The organism is Streptomyces mauvecolor (assembly GCF_039532965.1).
In the GTDB taxonomy this organism is placed as follows: Bacteria; Actinomycetota; Actinomycetes; order Streptomycetales; family Streptomycetaceae; genus Streptomyces; species Streptomyces violascens.
In genome coordinates this window covers 470,789-494,321 of sequence record NZ_BAAASQ010000023.1, presented here as the reverse complement: position 1 = coordinate 494,321, position 23,533 = coordinate 470,789, and the positions used below count along the sequence as shown (strand labels likewise).

The window sequence follows — 23,533 nt, the reverse complement described above, 5'->3', positions numbered from 1 at the left end:
CCCTTGTGGTGGGCGCCCCTTCAGCGTTGGGTGGTCGTCGAGGCGGTCACCGTGGACGTCCACAGCCTTCGGCACGAGAGCAGAGCCGCGGTCAGGAGCAAGGTGTTGCGGGCCGCCATGATGCAGGTGCCCAGGGCGGATCCGGCCATGACCTCGTCGTACAGGCAGGGGAAGGCCAGTGCGCTCAACGCGGCGGTGGGGAGCAGGAGTCGGGCCACCGGGCGCTGGGTGGTCTGGTGCGAGGTGAGGCAGGCGGCGGCCAGGCCGAGCAGCCAGATCAGGTACTGGGGGCTGATCACCCGGCTGGTCACGGTGAACAGGAGCACCGCGCACAGCGCCGCGTCGAGCGGCACCGCCACCGTCCAGCGCCGGGCGCGCACCCGCCAGAACAGCAGCCAGCAGAGCGCGAGCCCGGTCAGGGCCAGGCTGAGGGTGGCAAGCGCCGAGACGTACGGGCCGGTGAACTCCATGGCTCCGTACCGGTAGACGACCCGGCCGGGGTGGCCCGTGAGCAGGTGGGCGAGCTGGAGCGCGGTGCCGCCGAGGGACTCGATCTGGAGGCCCCGGCCGCCCTGCTGGCGGGCGAAGTCCAGGGTGTGGTCGAAGGCGAGGGCGAGCACGGCGAGCAGGGCGGCCGTCGAGCCGAGCGCGCCGAGCAGCGCGCGGCGGGCGCCGCGGCCGGGTGGTGCGCCGATCACGGTGAGCAGCGGCCACACCTTGACCAGGGCGCCGAGTCCCGCGAGCGCGCCGCCGAGGCCGGGCCGTCGGCGCAGCGCGAGCAGGGCGCCGACAGCGATTGCGGTGACCTGTACGTCGTAGCGGCCGTACGGGATGTGCAGGAGCAGCGGGAGGCCGGCCACCCACAGCCAGGCGCCCGCCACGCTGCCGCCGGGGCGGGCGCCGGCCCGGACCAGCGCCCGGGCGATCAGCGCGTCGCAGCCGACGGTGACGGCGGTGAAGGCCTGGAAGAAGGTGAGGAAGGGGAGGAGCGCGGGGGCGAGCATGATCACCCCCGCACCCGGCGGGTACTGCCAGGTGGGGTCCCCGAACGGGAAGGCGCCCGTGCCGAGCTGCTCGTACCAGCGCCGGTAGAGGACGTACACCTCGCCGGTCACGCCGCCGACGCCGAGCCGGTCGGCCACCAGGAGATGGAGCATCAGCGCGCGGGTGGCGAGCCAGCTCGCGACGAGGGCCGCGGACCGGGTGCGGCGGCCGAAGGCGCCGGGGTCGGGCGCGGGCGCCGGGGCCGGGATGCGGACCCGGGCAGGCGGCGGGGGCATCTGAGAGGGCGTCATCGCGCGAAGTTTATGCGCGCTTTGTCCTGATTCTGCGAGGCGGCGCGAGGGGCAGGGAGCGAGGCGGCGCGAGGGCGGACCGCGGCGGTCCGGAGGCGATGTCGCGCCGGGTGCCGCGCGAAGAGCCGTGCGGGGCGCCCCGGCGGCGCCCCGCACAACGTGCCGTGGACCGGCTACTTCTTCTTCGTGAACTGCTCGTACGCCGCGATCACCTCGGCCGTCGGGCCGTCCATCCGCAGCGTGCCCGACTCCAGCCAGAGCGTCCGCTCGCAGGTCTCCTTGATCGAGGCGTTGCTGTGGCTGACCAGGAAGACGGTGCCCGCCTCCTGGCGCAGCTCGTTGATGCGCTCCTGGCTGCGGCGCTGGAACCGGGCGTCGCCCGTGGCCAGGGCCTCGTCGATGAGAAGCACATCGTGGTTCTTGGCGGCCGCGATGGAGAAGCGCAGCCGCGCGCTCATGCCGGAGGAGTACGTGCGCATCGGCAGCGAGATGAAGTCGTCCTTCTCGTTGATCCCGGAGAAGTCGACGATGTCGTCGTAGCGCTCGCGCACCTCCTCGCGGGTCATGCCCATGGCGAGTCCGCCGAGGGTGACGTTGCGCTCGCCGGTCAGGTCGTTCATCAGCGCCGCGTTCACGCCGAGCAGCGAGGGCTGACCCTGGGTGTAGATCTTGCCCCGGGCGGTCGGCAGGAGCCCCGCGACCGCCTTGAGCAGGGTCGACTTGCCCGAGCCGTTGGAGCCGATGAGCCCGATCGCCTCGCCGCGCCGGGCCACGAAGGTGACGCCCTTGACGGCGTGCACCTCGCGCATGCCCGGGGTCTCCTTGCGCGAGACGATCCGGTTGAGCGCGGCCGTGGCCCCGCCCCTGCCCTTGGACCCGGTCCCGTTGACCTTGTAGACGATGTGCACGTCGTCGGCGATCACGGTCGGCTCGCCGAGCTCTGCCGGCACCGCGTCTTCCACGGCCCGCTCCAGCGTCTGCGTCTCAGCCACGTCCGTACTGCTCCTCTGCCTTCCAGAAGTACATGAAGCCCAGGGCCAGCGCGACGACCGCCCAGCCGCCGGCGACCGCCCACACGTGCGGGGGCAGCTTGCTCGCGTGGAAGCTCCGGATCATCGAGAACCGCACCAGGTCGATGTAGACCGCCGCCGGGTTGAGCCCGAGCAGCTGGCCCACCAGGGGGTTCATCTTCTTGAGCTGCGGGCCCAGGTTCCACATCACGCCGGACATGTACATCCAGGTACGCAGGATGAACGGCATCACCTGGGCGATGTCCGGGGTCTTGGCGGTGATCCGGGCCATCACGAGCGACAGGCCCGTGTTGAACATCGACTGCAGGACCAGCGCCGGGACGAGCAGCAGCCACGAGACGCCGGGCAGCTGGCCGAAGCACATGATGATGATCGCGAGCGCCGCCAGCGAGAACAGCAGCTGCTGGAGCTGCTGGAGGGCGAGCGAGACGGGCAGCGAGGCGCGCGGGAAGTGCAGCGCCCGCACCAGGCCGATGTTGCCGGTGATCGCGCGGGTGCCCGCCATGATCGAGTTGGCCGTGAAGGTCCAGATGAACACGCCCGTGACCAGCCACGGGATGTAGTCCGGCGTGCTGGACTTGTTGCCCATCAGGATGCCGAAGATGAAGTAGTACACCGCCGCGTTCAGGAGCGGCGTCATCAGCTGCCAGATCTGGCCCAGCTTCGCCTCGCTGTACTGCGCGGTCAGCTTGGCGGTGGCGAACGCGGTGATGAAGTGGCGCCGGGCCCACAGCTGCCGCACGTACTCGGGCAGCGAGGGACGGGCGCCGCTCACCTTCAGGCCGTACTTCTCGGCCAGCTCGGCCGGGCTGAGGGCCTGGTCGCCGGTGTACCGGGCGGACTGCGTCGGGATGAAGGCCGATGCGTCCGATGGTGCTGCGGTCTCGCGCGCAGCTGCGGTCTGGCTCACTACGGTCGCTTTCGCCGGGGGATCCCGGGAGGCTTCCCGGGCGGGGGATCACTTGCGACGGAACGGACCCGTATCGTCGCTACGGCGAGAGTAGGGCGGATTTGCGTCGCAACGCAACCGTCTCGTCGCAACGCTATGCTCAAGGCATGACCAAGACGGACCCGGAGACCGCCGCGAACCGCCCGCCGTCACGCCGTGCCCCCGCGGGCGCCGCCGTGCTGCGCGAGGACGTGACGGACGCCATCCGGGCGGCCGTCTTCGAGGAACTCGCCGCGGTCGGCTTCGCCCGGATGTCCATCGAGGGCATCGCGCGCCGCGCGGGGGTCGGCAAGACCGCGGTCTACCGCCGGTGGAAGTCGAAGCTCAGCCTGGTCCTGGACCTCGTGTCGGCATTCGCCGAGCAGGGCCTCCCGGTGCCGCACACCGGCTCCCTCTACGGGGACATCCGGGCCCTGCTGGCGGTCGCCTCGCTCGCCCTGCGCCACCCCATCGCCTCGCAGGTCATCCCGGACCTGCTCGTCGAGTCCGTACGCCACCCGGAGATCGCCGACGCGATCAAGGCCGCGCTGCTCGACGGTCAGCAGGGTGTCGCCGCAGTCGTCGTCCGGGAGGCCGTCGAACGCGGCGAGCTGCCCCCAGGGGCGGACCCCGACCGGGCCCTCGACCTGATCGTGGGCCCGCTGTACTGGCGCCTGGTCGTGGTCAAGGGAGCCCTGCCGAAGGGCTACCTGGACGACCTGGCCAAGTCGGCGGTGGCCGCCCTGAAGGCGACGGGCTGATTGCTTTGCCCCCGAGGCTCGGGGGGCAAGCCACCGACGACCCGAGGCCGACGATCAGCGCGCGGAAGCGCCCCCGCCCTCAGCGCCCCGTGCCGGACGCCCCCGCAGGGGCGAACTCCGCCCCCCTGACACGCTGCGCGGGCACATTCCGGCCCGTGGGGGCGGGGGCGGACCCGGAGTCCCCCAGGAACACCCGCCGCACCACCCGCTCCGCCGCGTGCCCGTCGTCGTACGGGCAGAACCGCTTGCGGAATGCGGACCGCAGCTGGGCCGAACGAGAGCCGCGCCAGTGGCCGGTGGTGAAGATGTCGATCAGCTCGTCCTCGTTGCGGGCGACCGCGCCCGGCGGGCAGCTCCGCAGGTCGAAGTAGGTGCCCCGGGCCGCCTCGTACGCCTCGCGGTCGTCGTCGACGATGACGATCGGCCGGTCGAGAGTGGCGTAGTCGAACATCAGGGACGAGTAGTCCGTGATGAGCGCGTCCGAGACCAGGAAGAGCTCCTCGACGGACGGATACCCGGTGACGTCCAGGACGCGCGACAGCGGGGTCCGGTTCAGCGGCGCCCGGTAGGTGAAGTGGGCGCGGGTCAGCAGGAAGAACTCCGGGCCGAGCGCGCGGCCCAGCCGCTCCAGGTCGAGTGGGAGGTGCTGGCTGCGGCTGTAGTCGCGGTGTGTCGGCGCGTACAGGACGACCGTCGACTGCCCCGGAACGCCGAGCAGTTCGCGCAGTCCGGCCACGCCGGCGGGGGTGGCGCGGCGCAGCACGTCGTTGCGCGGGCTGCCGTATTCGAGTGTGGTGTACGCGGCCGGGAAGGCGCGCTCGCCGACGAGGGTGGCGTGCCGGTTGGCGGACAGGGCGTAGTCCCACTTGTCGGCGTCGGCGAGCAGACGGGCGGCGTCGGTGTCGCGCGAGGCCGCCGGACGGTCCGTCAGATCCAGGCCCACGTTCTTGAGCGGGGTGCCGTGGTGGGTCTGGAGCAGGATCTGGCCGGGCCGCTTGACCAGGCGGTGGTCGAACTCGACGTTGTTCACCAGGTACTTGGCCCGCGCGAGGGCAGCGAAATATCCGAAGCTGTCGGGGCGCAGGCGCGGGGTGGTCGACGGCACCGTCGCGTCCTGCTCGGGCGTGGTGATCCAGGCGGTCCGCATGCCGGGGACGAGTTCGCGGACCTTCGCCTCGATCGCCGCCGGGCTGCACGCGTAGCCGCGGTTCCCGTACGCGCTGAACACCGCCAGGTCGTCGCTCACGGGCAGGCGGCGCTGGATCCGGTAGTGCAGCCCCAGCGCGGCCGAGCGCAGCGGACGCACCACCGTCGCGGCGAGCGCCCGGGTGCGGGCACGCAGCGCGCGGATCCCGCGCAGCACGCGGTAGATGCGATACGTACCGAAGCGGACTCCGGCGTACCGCAGCCCGGCGGCGCCCGGCACGCGGTGGCGGCCGTAGTGGGCGCGGGCCAGGCGGAAGAACTCGGTGCGGGTGCGCGCGGACAGGCCGGGCGCGGTGAGGACGGTGGCGGAGGCGGCCACGAGATGGTCGGCCATCCGGCGCGCGAGCACCGGGCGCCAACTGCTGAGCGCGGGACGGGAGTCGATGAAGTCGAAGGCGCGGTCGTACTGGGGGAAGAGGTCGAAATAGCGGCCGGGCGCGGCGGCCGGGCCACGCCGCTTGCGGTGGTGCACACACACCCGCTCCAGCGTGCTGAGCGAATCCGCCGCGAGGAGCGCCGCGTACGACCAGAAGGTGTCCGTCTGCCGGCCGGGCGCGAAGGTGAGCCCCTCGCGCTCGGTGAACTCCCGCTTGTACGCCTTGTTCCAGCACGGGGCCGGCTGCCGCAACAGGGCCGGGCGCTCGTCCAGCGGGAAGGAGGCGGGGCCCGACTCGGTGAGGTGCGCCGGCAGGACGTCCTCCCTCGCGCCCGACCAGTGCGTATGGGCGTGGCCGAAGACCAGGACGTCGGGGTCGCCGGACGCCTTGAGCCGGTCGGCGATGTCGCGCAGGGCGTGCGGGGCCAGGGTGTCGTCGCCGTCGAGGAACAGCACGTACTCGCCGGTGGCCCGGGCGAGCCCGGCGTTGCGGGCGGGGCCAGGCCCCTGGCCGGGGTCGGCCGGGTCCGCGGGCAGGTGCACCGCGACGACCCGGGGATCGCGGGCGGCGACCTCGTCGATGATCTCGCCGCAGGAGTCGGGCGAGCCGGCGTCGACCGCGATCACTTCCAGGTCGAACGCCGGGCTCTCGTCACGCTCGTACGTCTGACTCAGTACCGATTCCAGACAGCCGTGAAGATGGGCCTGGAGCTTGTACGCGGGCACGATGACGCTGAACCGGGGCAACGGAACATCCTGGGGCGTGAGAGGACACGGGGGGATGGCCCGTGAACGTCCGAAGGAGTGATCCGGTTACGCCACTGGTGCCGTCCGGCGTAGTCCCGCGATCATGTGCTTGACGTGGTGTCATGCGAGCTTGCGCGCATGATCGTTCGATCGAGTGATCAAATCCCTGCGCGTGTCACATCCCCTGGACGTGCCGTCACTTCACCGCCCCGGCCATCACCCCCGACACGAACTGCCGCTGGAAGGCGAAGAAGACGGCGAGCGGGATGACCATCGAGACGAAGGCGCCCGGCGCGAGCACGTCGATGTTGTTGCCGAACTGGCGGACCTGCTGCTGCAGCGCCACCGTGATCGGCGGGTGCTTGGAGTCGGCGAAGATCAGCGCGACCAGCATGTCGTTCCAGACCCACAGGAACTGGAAGATGCCGAGCGAGGCGATCGCCGGGCCGCCGAGCGGCATCACGACGCGGGTGAAGAGCCGGATCTCGCCCGCGCCGTCGAGGCGGGCCGCCTCAAGGAGCTCCCTCGGGATCTCCGCGAAGAAGTTGCGGAGCAGGAAGATCGCGAACGGCAGGCCGAAGGCGACGTGGAAGATGATCACGCCGATCGTCGTCTCGAAGATCCCGATCTGCCCGAAGAGCTTGGCGACCGGCACGAGGGCGACCTGCACCGGCACGACAAGCAGGCTCACCACGACCATGAACCACCAGTCGCGCCCGGGGAAGTCCATCCAGGCGAACGCGTAACCGGCGAGCGAGCCGATGACGACGACCAGGACGGTGGCCGGGACGGTGATCGCGACCGTGGAGAGCAGGGAGTTGGTGATCGTGCTGTTGTCCAGCAGGTTCGCGTAGTTGTGGAAGGTGAACTGGGACGGGTCGGTGAACGTCTTCCACCAGCCCGTCGAGGCGATGTCGGAGGGGCTGCGCACCGAGGAGAGCAGCAGTCCGACGGTCGGCATCAGCCAGAAGAGGCCGACCAGGACGAGGAACACGCGCAGCACGCCGCCGCCCGTACGCGACGCGATGCGCGCGGGCAGCGACTGCCGGGCCTTGACGATCCCTTCGACAGCGGTCATCGCCTGGCCTCCTCGCGCATACGCCGGACAGTGCTGTGCCGTCCCGGGCGACGACCGCCTCCACGGGCCCTCATCGCTTGGCCTCCCGTCGCATGCGGCGGATGTTGAAGAGCATCACCGGGATCACGAGGAGCAGCAGTAGGACCGCGATCGCGCTGCCTATGCCCAGGTCCGCCTCGGTGCCGAAGGAGGAGCGGTAGAGCTGGAGGGCGAGCACGTTCGCGTCGGCCTGGCTGGAGCCGGGCGCGATGATGAAGACCAGGTCGAAGATCTTCAGAACGTTGATCATCAGCGTGACCAGGACGACCGCGAGCACCGGCGCGAGCAGCGGGACGGTGACCCGGCGGAACACCTGCCACTCGTTCGCGCCGTCCACGCGGGCCGCTTCCAGGAGTTCGCGCGGCAGCCCGGCGAGCCCCGCCGCGATGAGCACCATCGCGAACCCGGCCCACATCCAGATGTACGAGCCGATGATGGCCGGGGTGACCAGCGTCGGGCCGAGCCATTCGACACCGTTGTACGGCTGGTGGAAGTTGCTCTCGGGGAGCCGGAGCTGGGCCCCGTCGGCCGAGGCGGGCAGGGTGAACGTGCCGTCCGCGCCGGCGGTCGCCGAGGCGACGGCCTTGCCGTCCTTGACGGCCTCGACCTTGATGCCCTTGAGGCCGAGCTCCTTGGCGTCGATGACGTTCGGACGGCCGCCGCCGCCCTTGGTGAAGTCGAGCCAGACCGTGCCGGTGACCTTGCCCGGCTCTGCCCTGGCGGGCTTGGCGGTTCCGGCCGATGTCGGCATCGCGTCGGCGGCGACGCCCACGAGGGGCAGCAGGGCGGGCTGTCCGACGTGCACCGCGTCCCGGGTGATGAAGGTCCCGCCGCCCCCGTCCTTCAGCGGCGCGCTGGGCAGCGGATGCGCCTTGGGGTAGCCGGCCGACTCGGTGAACGTGTCGTGCACGCCCACCACCACGGCGTTGGCGACCCCGCGCGCCGGGTCCTGCTCGTACACCAGGCGGAAGATGATGCCTGCGGCGAGCATCGAGATCGCCATCGGCATGAACACGATCAGCTTGAACGCCGTTCCCCAGCGCACCCGTTCGGTCAGTACGGCGAAGATCAGGCCGAGGGCGGTGGCGATCGTCGGGGCGCAGACGACCCAGATCGCGTTGTTCTTCACCGCGGTGCGGATCGTGTGGTCGGTGAACAGCGTCTTGTAGTTGTCGATTCCGGCGAATGAATGACCGGACTGATCGAAGAACGATCGATAGATCGAGAATCCGATCGGGTAGACCACGAGTGCACCGAGCAGCACGAGCGCGGGCAGCAGGAAGGCCGCCGCGATCCACTTGCGGGTACCGGTGACGCTCTTGACGGCCTTGGGTACGGGAGGTGTGGCGGGAGGCGGGGCGCCTCCCGCCGTGGCGGTCGTCATCGCCGGATCAGCTCTTGAACGCCGCGGCCGCGTCGGCCTCCAGCCTGGACTGGGTGCCCGCGATGTCGGACGGGTTCTTCAGGAAGTCCTGGAGATCCTTCCACTCGCCCTTGCCGGGGGTGCCGCCGAAGGACTGCGGAGCCTGGTCCGACATGTCGAAGCGCACGTTGTCACCGGCCGCGATCAGCGACTTGGCGATGTCACGCTGTACGTCGTTGGGGTACGCCCCGAAGTCCAGGGACTTGTTGGGCGAGACGAAGCCGCCGGCCTTCGCCCAGATCTGCGCGGCGTCGGTGGACGCGAGCCAGGTGAGCAGCGCCTGGGCACCCTTGGTGTCCTTCAGGGCCACGGCCGCGTCGCCGCCCGTCACGACCGGCGCCTTGTCGCCCACGGCAGGGAACGGGAACGCCTTGGCGTCGGTGCCGATCTTGGCGGAGGTCTCCGCGATGTTGACCGAGGCGAAGTCGCCCTCGAAGACCATGCCCGCCTTGGGCTGGTCGCCACCCGTGAAGGTCTGCGTGACGGAGGCCGGGAACTCGGTCTGGAGCGCGCCGTTGGTGCCGCCCGCGATGAGGTTCGGCTTGCCGAAGAGCTGGGCGAGGGTGGTGAGCGCGTCCTTCACGGACGGGTCGGTCCACTTGATGGCGTGCTTGGCCAGCTGGTCGTACTTCTCCGGCCCGGCCTGGGAGAGGTAGACGTTCTCGAACCAGTCGGTGAGCGTCCAGCCGTCCGCGCCGCCGACCGACACCGGGGTCACGCCGGAGGCGGAGATGGTGTCGGCGGTGCTCAGGAAGTCCTTCCACGTCGCGGGGACCTTGACGCCCGCGTTCTGGAAGACCTTGGCGTTGTACCAGACCAGGGACTTGTTGGCGGCCTTGAAGTAGACCCCGTACTGGGTACCGTCGACCGAGCCCAGGTCCTGCCACACCTTGGAGTAGTTCGCGGCGAGCTGCGCCTTGGCCTCGGGCCCGGCGGGCTTGGCCCACTTCTTCGCCACGGCCTGCTGGATCGCGCCGACCTGGGGGAGCATCGCCACATCGGGCGGGCTGCCACCGGCGATCTTCGTGCCGAGGAAGTTGACGATGGGGTCCTGGGCGGGCACGAAGGTGACGGTGGCCCCGGTCCGCGCCTCGAACTCTTTGAGCACCTTCATGAAGTTGGCCTGCTCGGGCCCCGTCCACACGGCGGCGACCTCGATCTTCTCCCCGTTGAGCTTGGGGAGTTGGACCCCGGCGCCCGTGGACGCGGAGGTCGAGGCACTGGCGGACGGCCCGCTCTTCTTCCCGTCGTCGCTGCTGCACGCGGCCGCGCCGAGCGCGAGGCCGCCGATGGCGAGGGCGGATATGAGGGTGCGGCCTGTCGTCGTGGTGCGTGTGGTGGTGCGGCCTGTACGAGTGCTGCGCATGCGTGCCCCGTCTCTCCCGTGCGCGTACGAACCGCCGCGCCCGGTGACGCAGGCGCCGCCGCTCTCGTCCCGTGCGACAGTCCTACGCCGGGTGCGGGGGCGCCGCAATACCGCCTTCGCTGTCCAGTTGATGATCGTGATGGGCTTGTGACGTTGGGTGTTGCGGGATGTCCCAACTGCCTCCCTTTGCAGCCGGGTTGATCCACTGGGGCCCGCGCGGCGGCCCCGTCGTCACGGCAGCGGCGGCATCGGGGGCGCGTTGACCAAGGATGCGGCGCGGTCGAGGGCGCTGGCCAGCAGGGCCAGGTCGGTGGGCCCGTTGCCGAGCTCGCGGACGGGCCGGCGGGCCGGCGGGTCGCCCATCCGCTCCCACTCCAGGACCACGACGGTGGGCCGCTGCGTCGCGGTGCGCGGTATGCGCCCGGTGACCCGGCCGCCCTGGAACGGCACGGACACCCCGTCCGCCTGGTGCAGCCGGCCCCTGCCCGGGGACGGCTCCTCCGGAGAGGGCGATGCGGGCGGCGGGTCGAGGACGACGCGGTGCCGGGCGCCGCGCGCGAGCTCCGTCTCCGCCGTGCGGTCCGGCCGGGCCGAGGCCGCCACGAGGTGCACCCCGAGCCGCTCGCCCTCGCGGGCCACCGCCTCCAGGGCCCGTACGACCGAACCCGCGGCGGGCCGCCCGGGGCTGCCGAGCGCGGGCGCCACCAGCGCGTCCAGATCGTCGACCAGGACGACCAGGCGGGGCAGCGCCGGCCCCTCCTCGGTGCGGCTGCGGGAGACCGGGCGCAGCCGCAGGGTGCTGCTGCCCGGAGGGTCGAGGTCGCCCCGGCTCTCCACGGCGGGCGCCTGCCGCTGCCCCACCATGTGCCCGGCGACCTCGCGCTGGGTCTGCCACTCCGCGAAGCCGAGCCCACCGAGCACCTCCGCCCGGCGCTTCAGCTCGGCGCCGAGCGCCTGCGCGAACTCCCGCATCCGTACGGGGTCGGAGGCGATCAAGTGCGTTGAAACATGCGGGAGTTCGGTACAGGGGCGCAACCCCTCGCCGCGCTCGCCGCCCGCTCCGTCGACCAGGATCAGGGCGAGCCGGTCGGGCCGGGCGCCCGCCGCGAGGGAGGCGGCGACGGCTCGCAGCAGCTCGGTGCGGCCGCTGCCGGGCGGCCCTTCGACCAGCAGGTGGGGGCCGTCGGACGCGAGGTCCACGCCGACCGGGCCGCGCGGCCCGGTGCCGAGCACGACCGCCCCGTCCGGCGCCGACTCCCAACGGGCCATCAGGGACGCCGGGGTGGCCCGGGCGAGACCCAACTCGTCGAGCAGGCGCGATGACTGGGGCAGCGAGGAGGCGAGGCGCCCGGCCGAGGCCGCCGTGCCGTCGCCGGTACGCAACGGGGCGAGCGCGCGGGCGAACCGCTCGGCCCAGGCGCGCGAGACCGCGTCCATCGTGGCCACCGTGCCGTGCCCGGCGGGCCGGCCGCCCGCGATGCGCAGCAGCCGCAGCGCCGTGGCCACATCCCCGCTGAGCAGCGCGACCGCCCCGCATTCACGGAAGGCGAGCGAGGCCGCGCACGCCGTCTCGTACGTCGCCGCGACGGGGGACGAGGCCGATGCGGGCGGGGCGTCGGCGAGGCACAGCAGATGGATGCCGGCCGCGGCGCCCGCCGCGGCGAGGCGTGCGGTGGTCTCGCGCAGCGGGGCCGACCCCGGGTCGCCGTCCACGACGACCACCGTGAACGGGCCCTCGTAGCGGGCGGCGGCCTCGGCCACCGCGCTCCGCTCGGCCGAGGCCCAGCCCGGGCCGAGCGGGCCCGCGTCGAGCCGTCTGACCAGCTCGGACGTGCGTGCCGTCGCCTGGTCGCGGTCGTAGGCGAGGAGCAGCCGGCAGTCCTGACCGTGTGCCGGGCGGACCTGGGGGAGCCAGCCCAGCCAGTCCCACTCGGCGGTGCGTGCCTGGAGGGGGCGTGACCGGTCCGTACTGATGAGGACGATCTCCAGGGTGGTCGGCGCGTGCAGCGCGGCCAGCTGGGCGATCGCCGAGCGGGCCAGCCCAGCGAGCCGCTCTCGGGGCCCGGCGAGCCCGAGCGAGCCCGCTTCGCGCAGCCCCACCGTGACCGGCACGGCCGCCAGCTCGCCCCGGTCCGCGGTGCCGACCCGGATCGCGAGCGCCTCCGGATGACCGGGCGCGCGCTCCCACAGCCGGGGTCCGGGGCCGAGCGCGGTCAGGAGCAGCGCGGCCGGGTCGGGCCAGCTCTCGGGCGCGGGCTCGGGCAGGGGCCGCTGCGGCTCGGCGGGTGCCTGCTCGGGCGCCGTCTCGCCGCGCCCGCCGGCCAGCCGCCGGGCCCATGCCCCTATCCCGCGCCGTCGGCCGCCGTCGGCCGCATCCGCACGGGCGTGCTCGGGCTCGTCGGGACCGGGCAGGCCTTCGGGGAGCCGGGTGCCGCGCAGCGGCGTGCCCTGCCGCCTGCTCGGCGGCGCCGCCGCCTCGCGGTGGTCGTCCCGCCCGTCGTGCCCGTACCCGGACGGCGCTCCCAGCGCGTCGAACCCGCCGCCGTACGCCCCCTCGTGCCCGCCCGGCGCGCTGGGGGACGTACCGAAGGAGTGGCTCGTCCCGCCGGACGGAGGGGGCAACTCCGTTACGGGATCGGCTGGTTGGGCCGCTGCCGTACGAGGAGTCACCCGAAGGTGTCCATCGCTGTCCGGTGTGGTGGCGAGGGAAGGCTCCGCCTCGGGGCCGCCGGGGGAGAGCCGCAGGGCGGACTCGCCGATCCGCAGCAGCGCGCCGGGGGCGAGCCGGACCGGCCGGGCGCCGATCTCCCGGCCGTCGAGGCGGGTGCCGTTCGTGGAGTTCAGGTCGGCGACGCTCACCCGGCCGTCCTCGCCGACCGTCACCTCGCAGTGCTGGCGCGAGACGTCCGGATCGTCCAGCGCCACGTCCGACTCCGTGGAGCGGCCGATGCCGATGCGGCCGCCGTGCAGCAGGTGGACGCCGCCCGCGTCGGGCCCCGCCACCACGTGGAGGCGGGCCGGGGCCGGGCCGTCGTGGGCCGGCTCGCCCTCGGCGGGGGAGGCGAGCGAAAGCACCGCGCCGTCCACCAGCGGTGGCTCACCCAGGATGCGGCGCTGCGCGTCGAGCCGCTCGCGGCCCGCGTACAGCACCACGGAAGCGCCCGAGACCTCCGCGCCGGAGGCGGCCGAGGCCAGGCCGGACGCGACGGCCGCGAGTGCCGTCCCCGCCGGGGCGGTGACGAGCACGTCGCAGGCGCGCGCCGCAGCGTGGCCGCTGCGCGGCGCGAGGACGGTCAGCCGGATCTGCATCGCCTCGGCGGTCCCTTCTGCGCGGGGGTGCCAAGAAGGGGGAGCAGCCCTGTGATTCCCCCCACCCGGCACACAATTCGTGCTGAGGGCATCCTCGCACCTGCCACTGACAACGCGCCCGTCGCCCACCTTTAATTGATCTTGATTGGTCGGCTCGGGACGCAATTGTGGACGGAAAAGTGGCTGGTTACGACCGAGTGGGGCATTTCGAAGAGGTGCCGGGCACGGCCGTTCGGCAACCTTCCGTGCGAAGACCGCGTCTTTCCTGAGAAGCATGAGAAGACGGTGAACAACCTGGTGGCACCGACCCCACGACCCGTCGGCGCGGTCGGGGGCGGCACTAGAGTGGGCCGGAAACCCACACAGCAATGGACGCGAGCAGCAGGGAGCGCATGACGTGCGGCCGGTAGGCAGCAAGTACCTGCTCGAGGAGCCGCTCGGACGCGGCGCCACGGGCACCGTCTGGCGAGCCCGCCAGCGGGAGACCGCGGGCTCGGAAGCGTCCGTGGCGGGCCAGCCGGGCGAGACCGTGGCGATCAAGGTCCTCAAGGAGGAGCTCGCCAACGACGCGGATGTGGTGATGCGCTTCCTGCGCGAACGCTCCGTGCTCCTGCGGCTGCGCCACGACAACATCGTGCGCACCCGCGACCTGGTCGTCGAGGGCGATCTGCTCGCCCTGGTCATGGACCTGATCGACGGCCCGGACCTGCACCGCTACATCCGCGAGAACGGCCCGCTCACCCCGGTCGCCGCCTCCCTGCTCACCGCGCAGATCGCGGACGCGCTCGCCGCGAGCCACGCCGACGGCGTCGTGCACCGCGACCTGAAGCCCGCCAACGTCCTCCTGGACGAGCGCGACGGCGCGATGCACCCGATGCTCACCGACTTCGGCATCGCGCGCCTGGCGGACTCCCCGGGCCTCACCCGTACGCACGAGTTCGTGGGCACGCCCGCGTACGTTGCGCCCGAGTCCGCCGAAGGCCGCCCGCAGACCTCCGCCGTGGACATCTACGGCGCCGGAATCCTGCTGTACGAGCTGGTCACGGGCCGTCCGCCGTTCGCGGGCGGCACCGCGCTCGAAGTCCTGCACCGCCACCTCAGCGAGGAGCCGCGCCGGCCCACCACCGTCCCCGCGCCGCTGTGGACGGTCATCGAGCGCTGCCTCAGCAAGGACCCGGACCGCCGGCCCAGCGCCGAGAACCTGGCGCGCGGGCTGCGCGTCGTTGCCTCCGGCATCGGCGTCCACTCCACCTCGGCCCAGGTGGAGGCGGCCGACGGGGTGGGCGCGCTGCTGGCGCCCGACCCGGCGCCGGCCCCGGTCCCCGAGGCCCCGGGCGCGGCCGACCCGACGCAGGTCCTGCCGAGCAACGCGGCCTCGTACGACCCGGCCGCGCGCACCTCGGTGCTGCCGCAGACGGGCCAGACCCAGCACGCCGACCCGACCGCCGTCATGCCGCCGGTGCCGCAGGGCCGGCCGCAGTCGCAGGAGCCGCACCCCTGGCAGTCCCAGCTCCAGGCCGCGCGCGACCGCAACGAGCAGACCCAGGTCGGCTACCTGCCCCCCGAGCAGGACCCGCTGCGCCGCCGCCCGCACCGCCAGCAGCAGCCCCCGCAGGGCTACGGCCAGCAGGGCCAGCAGCCGAGCCAGGGCTACCAGCAGGGCCAGCAGCCGCCCCAGGGCTACGCCCAGCAGGGCCCGCCGCAGGGCCGCCCGCCGCAGCACCAGCAGTACGCGCCGCCGCCGCAGCCCTACCGGCAGCAACCGCAGCAACCCCAGCAGTACGCACCCCCGCAGCCCCCGCCGCCGCAGCAGCCGCAGGCCCCCGCCCGTGAACCGCGAGAGCCCCGCGAGCCGCGCCGGCGCAGCCCGAACCGGATGCGGATCCCGGGTCTGGGCTGCCTCAAGGGCTGCCTGTTCACGTTCCTGCTGCTCTTCGTCGCGGGCTGGCTGATCTGGGAGCTCACCCCGCTCCAGGACTGGGTCGCCCAGGGCAAGAGCTACTGGCAGGCCATCGGTGACGGGATTTCGACGGTAACCGGCTGGATCAAGAGCATCGGCGACGCCGGAAAGTAGCGGGCACAGGGCCCTGCCCCGCCGGTCCGGGACGCGACTTCGTGGATTTGTCGACTTCCAGAGGGTGATTTCGGCGCCAGAAGTGAAGGTTGGCGTCCCGGCCGCGTAGCCTCAGCGTGCACAGCCAGCCGCTGAGGGAGCAGTCTTGGCACGGAATATCGGCAGCCGGTACACCGCCCACCAGATCCTGGGCCGCGGCAGCGCCGGCACGGTGTGGCTCGGCGAGGGGCCCGAGGGCCCCGTCGCCATCAAGCTGCTGCGCGAGGACCTCGCCGCCGATCAGGAGCTGGTCGGCCGCTTCGTGCAGGAGCGCACCGCCCTGCTCGGCCTCGACCACCCCAACGTGGTGGGCGTGCGCGACCTGGTGGTGGACGGCAACGACCTCGCTCTGGTCATGGACCTGATCCGGGGCACCGATGTGCGCACCCGCCTGGACCGCGAGCGCCGGCTCGCCCCCGAGGCGGCCGTGGCCATCGCGGCCGACGTCGCCGACGGCCTCGCCGCCGCCCACGCGGCCGGCGTGGTGCACCGGGACGTCAAGCCCGAGAACATCCTCCTGGACATGCAGGGCCCGCTCGGCCCCGGCGGCGCCCACCCCGCCCTGCTCACCGACTTCGGCGTCGCCAAGCTCATCGACACCCCCCGCCGCACCAAGGCGACCAGGATCATCGGCACCCCGGACTACCTGGCACCCGAGATCGTCGAGGGCCTCCCGCCGCGCGCCGCCGTCGACATCTACGCGCTCGCGACGGTCCTGTACGAGCTGCTCGCGGGGTTCACCCCGTTCGGCGGCGGCCACCCCGGCGCCGTGCTGCGCCGCCATGTGACCGAGACGGTCGTCCCGCTCCCGGGGATCCCCGACGAGCTGTGGCAGCTGATCGTCCAGTGCCTGGCCAAGGCCCCGGCATCCCGCCTGCGCGCCTCCGAACTCTCGGTCCGGCTGCGCGAACTGCTGCCCCTCGTGGCGGGCATGCCCCCGCTCGACGTGGACGAGCCGGACGCCGACGGCACCGAGGACGAGGAGGCGTACGAGGACCCGTACCCGACCGTCCCCACCACCCCGCGCCGCGGCGCGGTCCCGCTGGTGCCCGGGGCGCAGCACGACTCCGCCAACCGCGACACCCACACCAGCATGCGCGTCCCCGGCCCCGACGAGCTGGCCGGCGGCCCGCTCGGCACCGCCCGCGCCCCCCGCTCCTCGGGCGCCCCGCGGCCCGGCTCGGCGCGCCACCGCGCCGACCAGGTCCGCAAGCGCCGCCTCGTCCTGACGACGGCCGCGGTCGCCCTCGCCGCGGCGGTCGGCGTGGGCGGCTGGCTGGCCCTGAACGACGACTCCGGCAAGCAGCCGCCGCCGCAGGACAGCAAGAACACGGCGCCGGTCGTCCCCTAGAACAGGGATGATCAAGCCGCCCGGGGAACGCCGGAGCGCGCAGCCGTTACGCTGGACCCGTGGCAGTCGTCGATGTATCCGAAGAGCTGAAGTCCCTCTCCTCGACCATGGGGTCGATCGAGGCCGTCCTGGACCTCGACACGATGAGGGCAGATATTGCTGCGCTCGAAGAGCAGGCGGCCGCCCCGTCCCTCTGGGACGACCCGGAGGCGGCGCAGAAGATCACCAGCAAGCTTTCGCACCTCCAGGCCGAGCTGCGCAAGACCGAGGCCCTGCGCGGCCGGATCGACGACCTCGCGGTGCTCTTCGAGCTCGCCGAGGAGATGGACGACCCGGACACCCGCACCGAGGCCGAGGCCGAGCTGGAGTCCGTGCGCAAGGCGCTGGACGAGATGGAGGTCCGTACCCTCCTGTCCGGCGAGTACGACTCCCGCGAGGCGCTGGTCAACATCCGCGCCGAGGCCGGTGGCGTCGACGCCTCCGACTTCGCCGAGCGCCTCCAGCGCATGTACCTGCGCTGGGCCGAGCGCCACGGCTACAAGACCGAGGTGTACGAGACCTCGTACGCGGAAGAGGCCGGCATCAAGTCGACCACCTTCGTCGTCAGCGCGCCCTACGCCTACGGCACGCTCTCCGTGGAGCAGGGCACGCACCGCCTGGTCCGCATCTCGCCCTTCGACAACCAGGGCCGCCGCCAGACGTCCTTCGCGGGCGTCGAGGTACTGCCGGTCGTCGAGCAGTCCGACCACGTCGAGATCGACGAGTCCGAGCTGCGTATCGACGTGTACCGCGCGTCGGGCCCGGGCGGCCAGGGCGTCAACACCACGGACTCCGCGGTCCGCATCACGCACGTCCCGACCGGCATCGTGGTCTCCTGCCAGAACGAGCGCTCGCAGATCCAGAACAAGGCGAGCGCCATGAACGTCCTGCAGGCCAAGCTCCTTGAGCGCCGCCGCCAGGAGGAGCAGGCGCTGATGGACTCGCTCAAGGGCGACGGCGGCAACTCCTGGGGCAACCAGATGCGTTCGTACGTCCTGCACCCGTACCAGATGGTCAAGGACCTCCGTACCGAGTTCGAGGTCGGCAACCCGCAGGCGGTCCTCGACGGCGAGATCGACGGCTTCCTCGAAGCGGGCATCCGCTGGCGCAAGCAGCAGGAGAAGTAAGCCTGTTGCGCGCATGCTTCGAGCGCGCCACGACGCCGGGTCCCGAAAAGGGGACCCGGCGTTTTCTGTTGTGGCGGTTGCGTGTGCCCGAGGTGGTGGTTCCGTACCGGGGCGGGGCGAGAACATGCCCCGCGGCCGAATTCGCTGGCGCAAGCGGGAATTGAGCGACTCGACGCTTTGTCGACATCCGAACTCCCCTGCGGAGGGCGTCAGTTCCGGTCTTCTGTCACAGTCGTATTCCCGTACGCCCGGCAAGTGGGGTGATTTCGGGCATTGCGTACGCAACGACCTTGACGCGATCTTTAAAACTGGCAAAGCTAACGCGCGGCAGGCGTATTTCTGGGGCGCGTGTGACGGGGGACGGGCTCCATCGCTCTCCCCGGCGTTGCCGCCCCGGGCGCTGCTCCATGACGAGACAGCTACTGGGGGTAGCAGGCAGATGACCAAGAACACGCGGGTCCGCGTCGCGCGGATAGCAGCCGGTGCGGTGATTGCCGCCGGCGCGTCCCTGACCGCCGCGGGGGCGGCCCAGGCCGTCGGCTTCGACTCCAACGACGGCAAGGCCAAGAGCACCTTCGACGAGCCCTGCATCCCGGGCACGCCCCTGTGCGACACCACGGGCGGCCAGACGACCGGTTCGACCACCGACGGTACGACCGGCTCGACCACCTCGGCGGGTACGACCGGCTCCACGACGTCCGAGGGCACCACGGGCTCGACGACCTCCGCGGGTACGACCGGCTCGACCACCTCGGCGGGTACGACCGGCTCCACGACGTCCGAGGGCACCACGGGCTCGACCACGTCGGGCACTTCGGGCACCACGGGGTCGACGACCTCGGGCACCTCCGGCACCACGGGGTCCACCACGTCCGGTACTTCGGGCACCACCGGTTCCACCACCTCCGGTACCTCGGGCAGCACCGGGTCGACCGGCTCCACCGGTTCGACGGGCTCCACGGGCTCGACCGGTTCCACGGGCAGCACGGGCTCCACCGGCTCGACGGGTTCGACCGGCTCCACCGGCAGCACCGGTTCCACGGGCAGCACCGGTTCGACCGGCTCCACCGGTTCGACGGGCTCCACGGGCAGCACCGGGACCACGGGCTCGACCGGCACCACGGGTTCCACCGGCAACACCGGCACCAACCCCGACACCGTCGGGTCGCAGCCGGTCGAGCAGGGCAAGCAGAAGGAGGAGCTCGCCGCCACCGGTGCGGGCGGGACCACCTTCCTGCTGATCGGCGCCGCGACCATGATCGCGGGTGGCATCGGCTTCCGCTTCATGCCGCGCCTCGCGGGCGGCCGTAACGTCGCGTAAGCAGTAGCTGACGCGGAAGAGGGCCCCGGGTGCGTGCTGCACCCGGGGCCCTCTTCGCGTACGGACCGACGGATCAGACGGTCTGGTGGGCCAGCAGGGCGAAGGCCCCTATCAGGACGATCAGGAGCGTCACCAGCGCCGCTGGGCTCAGGGACCCCCACTGGTTCTCCTGCTGCAGGCGCTCCCGGTTCGCCCGGCAGACACGGCAGCGGCCCTCGCTCACGGGCGCCGCGCAGTTGGCGCACACCAATCGGTCATAGGTCATGCGCTCTCCTCCTCCCGCGCGGCGGAGCCGGCGCATACAGCTGTCAACCCGCTATCTCTCCGCTCAACGCTCAGGGAAACGCAACCGTTCCCCCTACCACTGTGCCAGCTCCCGCGCGTTTCGGCGCGCCCCGCCTGATTCATCCCGGTCCCGGCCCCGTGACCCAAGGGACATAAGGTGCATCCCCGGACGTGGCCTGCGCGGGCTCGCCCCGTTCGCGTAAGGTCACGCACACCTATACTCCCGGCCGACCCGTGGTGCACCCGTGATCCGATTCGACAATGTCTCCAAGACCTATCCCAAGCAGAACCGACCAGCCCTGCGGGAAGTCTCCCTCGACATCGAGAAGGGGGAGTTCGTCTTCCTTGTCGGCTCGTCCGGTTCCGGGAAGTCGACCTTTCTGAGACTGATCCTGCGGGAAGAGCGCGCCAGCCATGGGCAGGTGCACGTGCTCGGCAAGGATCTGGCCCGGCTCTCCAACTGGAAGGTGCCGCACATGCGGCGCCAACTGGGCACCGTCTTCCAGGACTTCCGGCTGCTCCCCAACAAGACCGTCGCGGAGAACGTCGCGTTCGCCCAGGAGGTCATCGGAAAGCCGCGCGGCGAGATCCGCAAGGCCGTGCCGCAGGTGCTCGACCTCGTCGGGCTCGGCGGCAAGGAGGACCGCAGGCCCGGTGAGCTCTCCGGTGGTGAGCAGCAGCGCGTGGCCATCGCCCGCGCCTTCGTCAACCGGCCCATGCTGCTCATCGCGGACGAGCCGACCGGCAACCTCGACCCGCAGACCTCCGTCGGCATCATGAAGCTGCTCGACCGGATCAACAGGACCGGCACCACCGTCGTCATGGCGACCCACGACCAGAACATCGTCGACCAGATGCGCAAGCGCGTCATCGAGCTGGAGTCCGGCCGTCTCGTACGAGACCAGGCGCGCGGCGTCTACGGCTACCAGCACTGAGCGCCGTAGAGCACTCGTCGAGCACTGAAAGGCTGAAATCGTCGCCATGCGCGCTCAGTTCGTACTCTCGGAGATCGGGGTCGGTCTCCGCCGCAACCTGACCATGACGATCGCCGTCGTCGTCTCCGTCGCCCTCTCGCTGGCCCTGTTCGGCGGTTCGCTGCTGATGCGGGACCAGGTCAACAACATGAAGGGCTACTGGTACGACAAGGTCAACGTCTCGATCTTCCTCTGCAACAAGGCGGACGCCGAGAGCGTCGCCAAGTGCGCCAAGGGCGCGGTGACCGCCCAGCAGAAGAAGGACATCGAGGCCGACCTCAAGAAGCTGGACGTCGTCCAGACGGTGTCGTACGAGTCGGCCGACGAGGCGTTCAAGCACTACAAGGAGCAGTTCGGCAGCTCCCCGATGGCCGGGTCGATCACGCCGGACCAGATGCAGGAGTCGTTCCGGGTCAAGCTCAAGGACCCGGAGAAGTTCGCCGTGGTCGCCACTGCCTTCGCGGGCCGCGACGGCGTCCAGTCCGTCCAGGACCAGAAGGGCATCCTGGAGAACCTGTTCGGTCTGCTCAACGGCATGAACATGGCGGCGATCCTGGTCATGCTCGTGATGCTGATCGTCGCGCTGATGCTGATCGTGAACACCGTGCGCGTCTCCGCCTTCAGCAGGCGCCGCGAAACGGGGATCATGCGCCTGGTGGGCGCCTCCAGTTTCTACATCCAGGCGCCGTTCATCATGGAGGCCGCCTTCGCCGGGCTGATGGGCGGAGTGGCCGCCGCGGGCTTCCTGGTCGTCGGCCGCTACTTCATGATCGACCACGGTCTCGACCTGGCGCACAAGCTGAACCTCATCAACTTCATCGGCTGGGACGCGGTGTTGGCCAAGCTGCCGCTCGTGCTCGCGGCCAGCGTCCTGATGCCCGCGCTCGCGGCCTTCTTCGCCCTGCGCAAGTACCTCAAGGTCTGACCCCGCATGTGACACACGCCCCGGGCGCCGTAGGAGCAACAACCCCTGCGGCGCCCGACGTTTGTCCTAGACTCGGCGCCATGTCGGGCCCGGAGCTCTGTTCCAGGCCCCGTGGCGTGCGCCGCGGGGCGGCTCTGGCATTGGTCTTCGCGAGCGTCCTGGTGACGGCGGCAGCCACCAACTGCCTTCCGCGCGAGCAGCAGAGACCCGCCGCTCTGCCGGCCGGGACCGCGGCGGCCGCCCTCGACCCGCGCGCGAGACACACCGACCGCGGCGGCGACCGCACCGCCGAGGACGTGACGCGCGCGGCCGCCGAGGCGCAGGCCGACGGCAAGTCCGCCACCCGCGCCGCCGAGGAGGCCGTGGGCCGCAGCGGGGACCGCTGGGGCGCGGTGTACGACAAGGGCCAGTACGAGCAGTACACGGACGCGCTCGACGGCCGCTACACCGGCGTCGGTCTCTGGGTCGCCCGCACCGCCGACGGCCGCACCCAGGTGACCCGGGTCCAGTCCGGCGGCCCCGCCGCCCGCGCCGGCGTCGAGGCCGGCGACTTCCTGCGCAGCATCGACCACTGGTCCGCCGACGGCCGGCCCGTCACCGAGGCCGTCTCCCGCCTCAGGGGCGACGCGGCCGGCAGCAAAGTCGTCGTCGGCCTCCAGCGCGGCTCCCGCAGCTGGCAGCAGACGCTCGGCCGGGCGGTCCTCGACACCGAGGACGTGGCTGTCGAAGAGCTCTCCGCCAAGGTCGTGGTGATCAAGGTGACGGCCTTCACCAAGGGCTCCGGCGAGCGGGTGCGCGCCGCCGTGCGCGAGGCCCCCAAGGGCGCCGGGATCCTGCTGGACCTGCGCGGCAACAGCGGCGGCCTGGTCGGCGAGGCCGTCACCGCCGCCTCCGCCTTCCTCGACGGCGGCCTGGTCGCCACGTACGACGTGCACGGCAAGCAGCAGGCGCTGTACGCGTCCGACGACGGGGAGGGTGCGAGACCCCTGGTCGTGCTGATCGACGGCGGCACCATGAGCGCGGCCGAGCTCCTCACCGGAGCGCTCCAGGACCGCGGCCGCGCGGTCACCGTCGGATCGCGCACCTTCGGCAAGGGGTCGGTCCAGATGCCCACCGGCCTCGCGGGCGGCTCGGTCGCCGAGCTGACCGTCGGCCACTACCGCACCCCCTCGGGCCGCGGCCTCGACGGCAAGGGCATCACCCCCGACCTTCCCGTCACCGACCACCCCCTCGAACACGCGAAGACCGTCCTGAGCGGTCTGGGCGGCACGTCTTAAACCTGTTGCGCCGGGGTGAGAAAATGGCCGCACTATGGCTAAGAACACGGGCAAGGACAAAGAGAAGGACAGCAAGCGCAAGCTGGTCGCGCAGAACAAGAAGGCACGGCACGACTACCTCATCATCGACACCTACGAGTGCGGTCTCGTGCTCACCGGTACCGAGGTGAAGTCGCTGCGCCAGGGCCGCGCCTCGCTGGTCGACGGCTTCGTCCAGATCGACGGCGGCGAGGCCTGGCTGCACAACGTGCACGTGCCGGAGTACGCGCAGGGCACCTGGACCAACCACAGCGCGCGGCGCAAGCGGAAGCTGCTCCTTCACCGGGTCGAGATCGACAAGCTGGAGTCGAAGTCGGGGGAGTCGGGCCACACGATCGTGCCCCTCGCGCTGTACTTCAAGGACGGCCGGGCCAAGATCGAGATCGCGCTGGCCAAGGGCAAGAAGGAGTACGACAAGCGGCAGACGCTGCGCGAGAAGCAGGACCGGCGCGAGACGGACCGGGCCATCTCGGCGGTCAAGCGCAAGGAGCGCGCGAGCCTGAGGTAGGGCCGCGCCGGGGCC

18 protein-coding genes are annotated in these 23,533 nt (G+C 71.8%); 9 read left to right on the top strand and 9 right to left on the bottom strand.

Annotation, left to right across the window (positions count from 1 at the left end; all coding sequences use genetic code 11):
* Positions 1 to 20 precede the first annotated feature (20 nt).
* The 3 genes from ABD346_RS29795 to ABD346_RS29785 all read right to left on the bottom strand — a co-directional run bounded on the left by ABD346_RS29795 (position 21) and on the right by ABD346_RS29785 (position 3,179).
* On the bottom strand, positions 21 to 1,295 hold the full coding sequence (locus tag ABD346_RS29795) for a glycosyltransferase 87 family protein (protein ID WP_344379084.1): 1,275 nt from the start codon (positions 1,293 to 1,295) through the stop codon (positions 21 to 23).
* Positions 1,296 to 1,468: 173 nt separating this feature from the next.
* Positions 1,469 to 2,257, bottom strand: a complete 789-nt coding sequence (locus ABD346_RS29790) for an ABC transporter ATP-binding protein (protein ID WP_344379139.1) — start codon at positions 2,255 to 2,257, stop codon at positions 1,469 to 1,471.
* Positions 2,258 to 2,279: 22 nt separating this feature from the next.
* On the bottom strand, positions 2,280 to 3,179 hold the full coding sequence (locus tag ABD346_RS29785) for an ABC transporter permease (RefSeq protein WP_344379138.1): 900 nt from the start codon (positions 3,177 to 3,179) through the stop codon (positions 2,280 to 2,282).
* A 203-nt stretch (positions 3,180 to 3,382) separates the two neighbouring features.
* Between ABD346_RS29785 and ABD346_RS29780 the strand changes: the two genes are divergently transcribed.
* Positions 3,383 to 4,015 carry a TetR/AcrR family transcriptional regulator gene (locus tag ABD346_RS29780; protein WP_344379083.1) on the top strand — a complete coding sequence of 211 codons (633 nt, stop codon included), beginning with the start codon at positions 3,383 to 3,385 and terminating at the stop codon, positions 4,013 to 4,015.
* 79 nt (positions 4,016 to 4,094) lie between these two features.
* Here ABD346_RS29780 and ABD346_RS29775 read toward each other — a convergent pair whose 3' ends face one another.
* The 5 genes from ABD346_RS29775 to ABD346_RS29755 form a co-directional block, all read right to left on the bottom strand.
* Positions 4,095 to 6,344, bottom strand: coding sequence for a bifunctional glycosyltransferase/CDP-glycerol:glycerophosphate glycerophosphotransferase (locus tag ABD346_RS29775; protein ID WP_344379082.1), 2,250 nt, complete (start codon positions 6,342 to 6,344; stop codon positions 4,095 to 4,097).
* 196 nt (positions 6,345 to 6,540) lie between these two features.
* The gene (locus ABD346_RS29770; RefSeq protein ID WP_344379081.1) at positions 6,541 to 7,422 is read right to left on the bottom strand and encodes a carbohydrate ABC transporter permease; all 882 of its coding nucleotides are present in this window, start codon (positions 7,420 to 7,422) and stop codon (positions 6,541 to 6,543) included.
* Between the two features lie 70 nt (positions 7,423 to 7,492).
* Positions 7,493 to 8,845, bottom strand: coding sequence for a carbohydrate ABC transporter permease (locus ABD346_RS29765; RefSeq protein ID WP_344379080.1), 1,353 nt, complete (start codon positions 8,843 to 8,845; stop codon positions 7,493 to 7,495).
* 7 nt (positions 8,846 to 8,852) lie between these two features.
* Positions 8,853 to 10,250: an ABC transporter substrate-binding protein gene (locus ABD346_RS29760; RefSeq protein WP_344379079.1), complete on the bottom strand. Its 1,398-nt coding sequence runs from the start codon at positions 10,248 to 10,250 to the stop codon at positions 8,853 to 8,855.
* Between the two features lie 231 nt (positions 10,251 to 10,481).
* Complete coding sequence (locus ABD346_RS29755; RefSeq protein ID WP_344379078.1) at positions 10,482 to 13,559, bottom strand: FtsK/SpoIIIE domain-containing protein; 3,078 nt, start codon at positions 13,557 to 13,559, stop codon at positions 10,482 to 10,484.
* Between the two features lie 397 nt (positions 13,560 to 13,956).
* Here ABD346_RS29755 and ABD346_RS29750 point away from each other — a divergent pair, with 397 nt between their 5' ends.
* From ABD346_RS29750 to ABD346_RS29735, 4 genes are all read left to right on the top strand, one after another.
* Positions 13,957 to 15,633 (top strand): serine/threonine-protein kinase, encoded by a 1,677-nt coding sequence (locus ABD346_RS29750; protein WP_344379077.1) that lies wholly within the window; start codon positions 13,957 to 13,959, stop codon positions 15,631 to 15,633.
* Between the two features lie 145 nt (positions 15,634 to 15,778).
* Positions 15,779 to 17,023, top strand: a complete 1,245-nt coding sequence (locus ABD346_RS29745) for a serine/threonine-protein kinase (RefSeq protein WP_344379075.1) — start codon at positions 15,779 to 15,781, stop codon at positions 17,021 to 17,023.
* Positions 17,024 to 17,082: 59 nt separating this feature from the next.
* Positions 17,083 to 18,189: a peptide chain release factor 2 gene (gene prfB, locus ABD346_RS29740; RefSeq protein WP_344379074.1), complete on the top strand. Its 1,107-nt coding sequence runs from the start codon at positions 17,083 to 17,085 to the stop codon at positions 18,187 to 18,189.
* 439 nt (positions 18,190 to 18,628) lie between these two features.
* Entirely contained in the window at positions 18,629 to 19,510 is an 882-nt protein-coding gene (locus ABD346_RS29735; RefSeq protein ID WP_344379073.1) for a hypothetical protein, read from the top strand.
* Positions 19,511 to 19,583: 73 nt separating this feature from the next.
* Here ABD346_RS29735 and ABD346_RS29730 read toward each other — a convergent pair whose 3' ends face one another.
* On the bottom strand, positions 19,584 to 19,775 hold the full coding sequence (locus ABD346_RS29730; RefSeq protein ID WP_344379072.1) for a hypothetical protein: 192 nt from the start codon (positions 19,773 to 19,775) through the stop codon (positions 19,584 to 19,586).
* 265 nt (positions 19,776 to 20,040) lie between these two features.
* Between ABD346_RS29730 and ftsE the strand changes: the two genes are divergently transcribed.
* The 4 genes from ftsE to smpB all read left to right on the top strand — a co-directional run bounded on the left by ftsE (position 20,041) and on the right by smpB (position 23,518).
* Complete coding sequence (gene ftsE / locus ABD346_RS29725) at positions 20,041 to 20,730, top strand: cell division ATP-binding protein FtsE (protein ID WP_114036589.1); 690 nt, start codon at positions 20,041 to 20,043, stop codon at positions 20,728 to 20,730.
* A 46-nt stretch (positions 20,731 to 20,776) separates the two neighbouring features.
* Complete coding sequence (gene ftsX, locus ABD346_RS29720) at positions 20,777 to 21,694, top strand: permease-like cell division protein FtsX (protein ID WP_344379071.1); 918 nt, start codon at positions 20,777 to 20,779, stop codon at positions 21,692 to 21,694.
* A gap of 80 nt (positions 21,695 to 21,774) precedes the next feature.
* A complete protein-coding gene (locus ABD346_RS29715) occupies positions 21,775 to 22,971 on the top strand; it encodes a S41 family peptidase (protein WP_344379070.1) in 1,197 nt (398 codons plus the stop codon).
* 34 nt (positions 22,972 to 23,005) lie between these two features.
* Complete coding sequence (gene smpB / locus ABD346_RS29710; protein WP_053727225.1) at positions 23,006 to 23,518, top strand: SsrA-binding protein SmpB; 513 nt, start codon at positions 23,006 to 23,008, stop codon at positions 23,516 to 23,518.
* The last annotated feature ends 15 nt before the right edge of the window (positions 23,519 to 23,533 follow it).

Bases quoted from the DNA above. Each gene is read 5' to 3' on its own strand.
- ABD346_RS29795 (WP_344379084.1), bottom strand. From the start codon at position 1,295: ATGACGCCCTCTCAGATGCCCCCGCCGCCTGCCCGGGTCCGCATCCCG.
- ABD346_RS29780 (WP_344379083.1), top strand. From the start codon at position 3,383: ATGACCAAGACGGACCCGGAGACCGCCGCGAACCGCCCGCCGTCACGC.
- ABD346_RS29770 (WP_344379081.1), bottom strand. From the start codon at position 7,422: ATGACCGCTGTCGAAGGGATCGTCAAGGCCCGGCAGTCGCTGCCCGCG.
- ABD346_RS29765 (WP_344379080.1), bottom strand. From the start codon at position 8,845: ATGACGACCGCCACGGCGGGAGGCGCCCCGCCTCCCGCCACACCTCCC.
- ABD346_RS29760 (WP_344379079.1), bottom strand. From the start codon at position 10,250: ATGCGCAGCACTCGTACAGGCCGCACCACCACACGCACCACGACGACA.
- ABD346_RS29755 (WP_344379078.1), bottom strand. From the start codon at position 13,559: ATGCAGATCCGGCTGACCGTCCTCGCGCCGCGCAGCGGCCACGCTGCG.
- ABD346_RS29735 (WP_344379073.1), top strand. From the start codon at position 18,629: ATGACCAAGAACACGCGGGTCCGCGTCGCGCGGATAGCAGCCGGTGCG.
- ABD346_RS29730 (WP_344379072.1), bottom strand. From the start codon at position 19,775: ATGACCTATGACCGATTGGTGTGCGCCAACTGCGCGGCGCCCGTGAGC.
- ftsX (WP_344379071.1), top strand. From the start codon at position 20,777: ATGCGCGCTCAGTTCGTACTCTCGGAGATCGGGGTCGGTCTCCGCCGC.
- ABD346_RS29715 (WP_344379070.1), top strand. From the start codon at position 21,775: ATGTCGGGCCCGGAGCTCTGTTCCAGGCCCCGTGGCGTGCGCCGCGGG.
- smpB (WP_053727225.1), top strand. From the start codon at position 23,006: ATGGCTAAGAACACGGGCAAGGACAAAGAGAAGGACAGCAAGCGCAAG.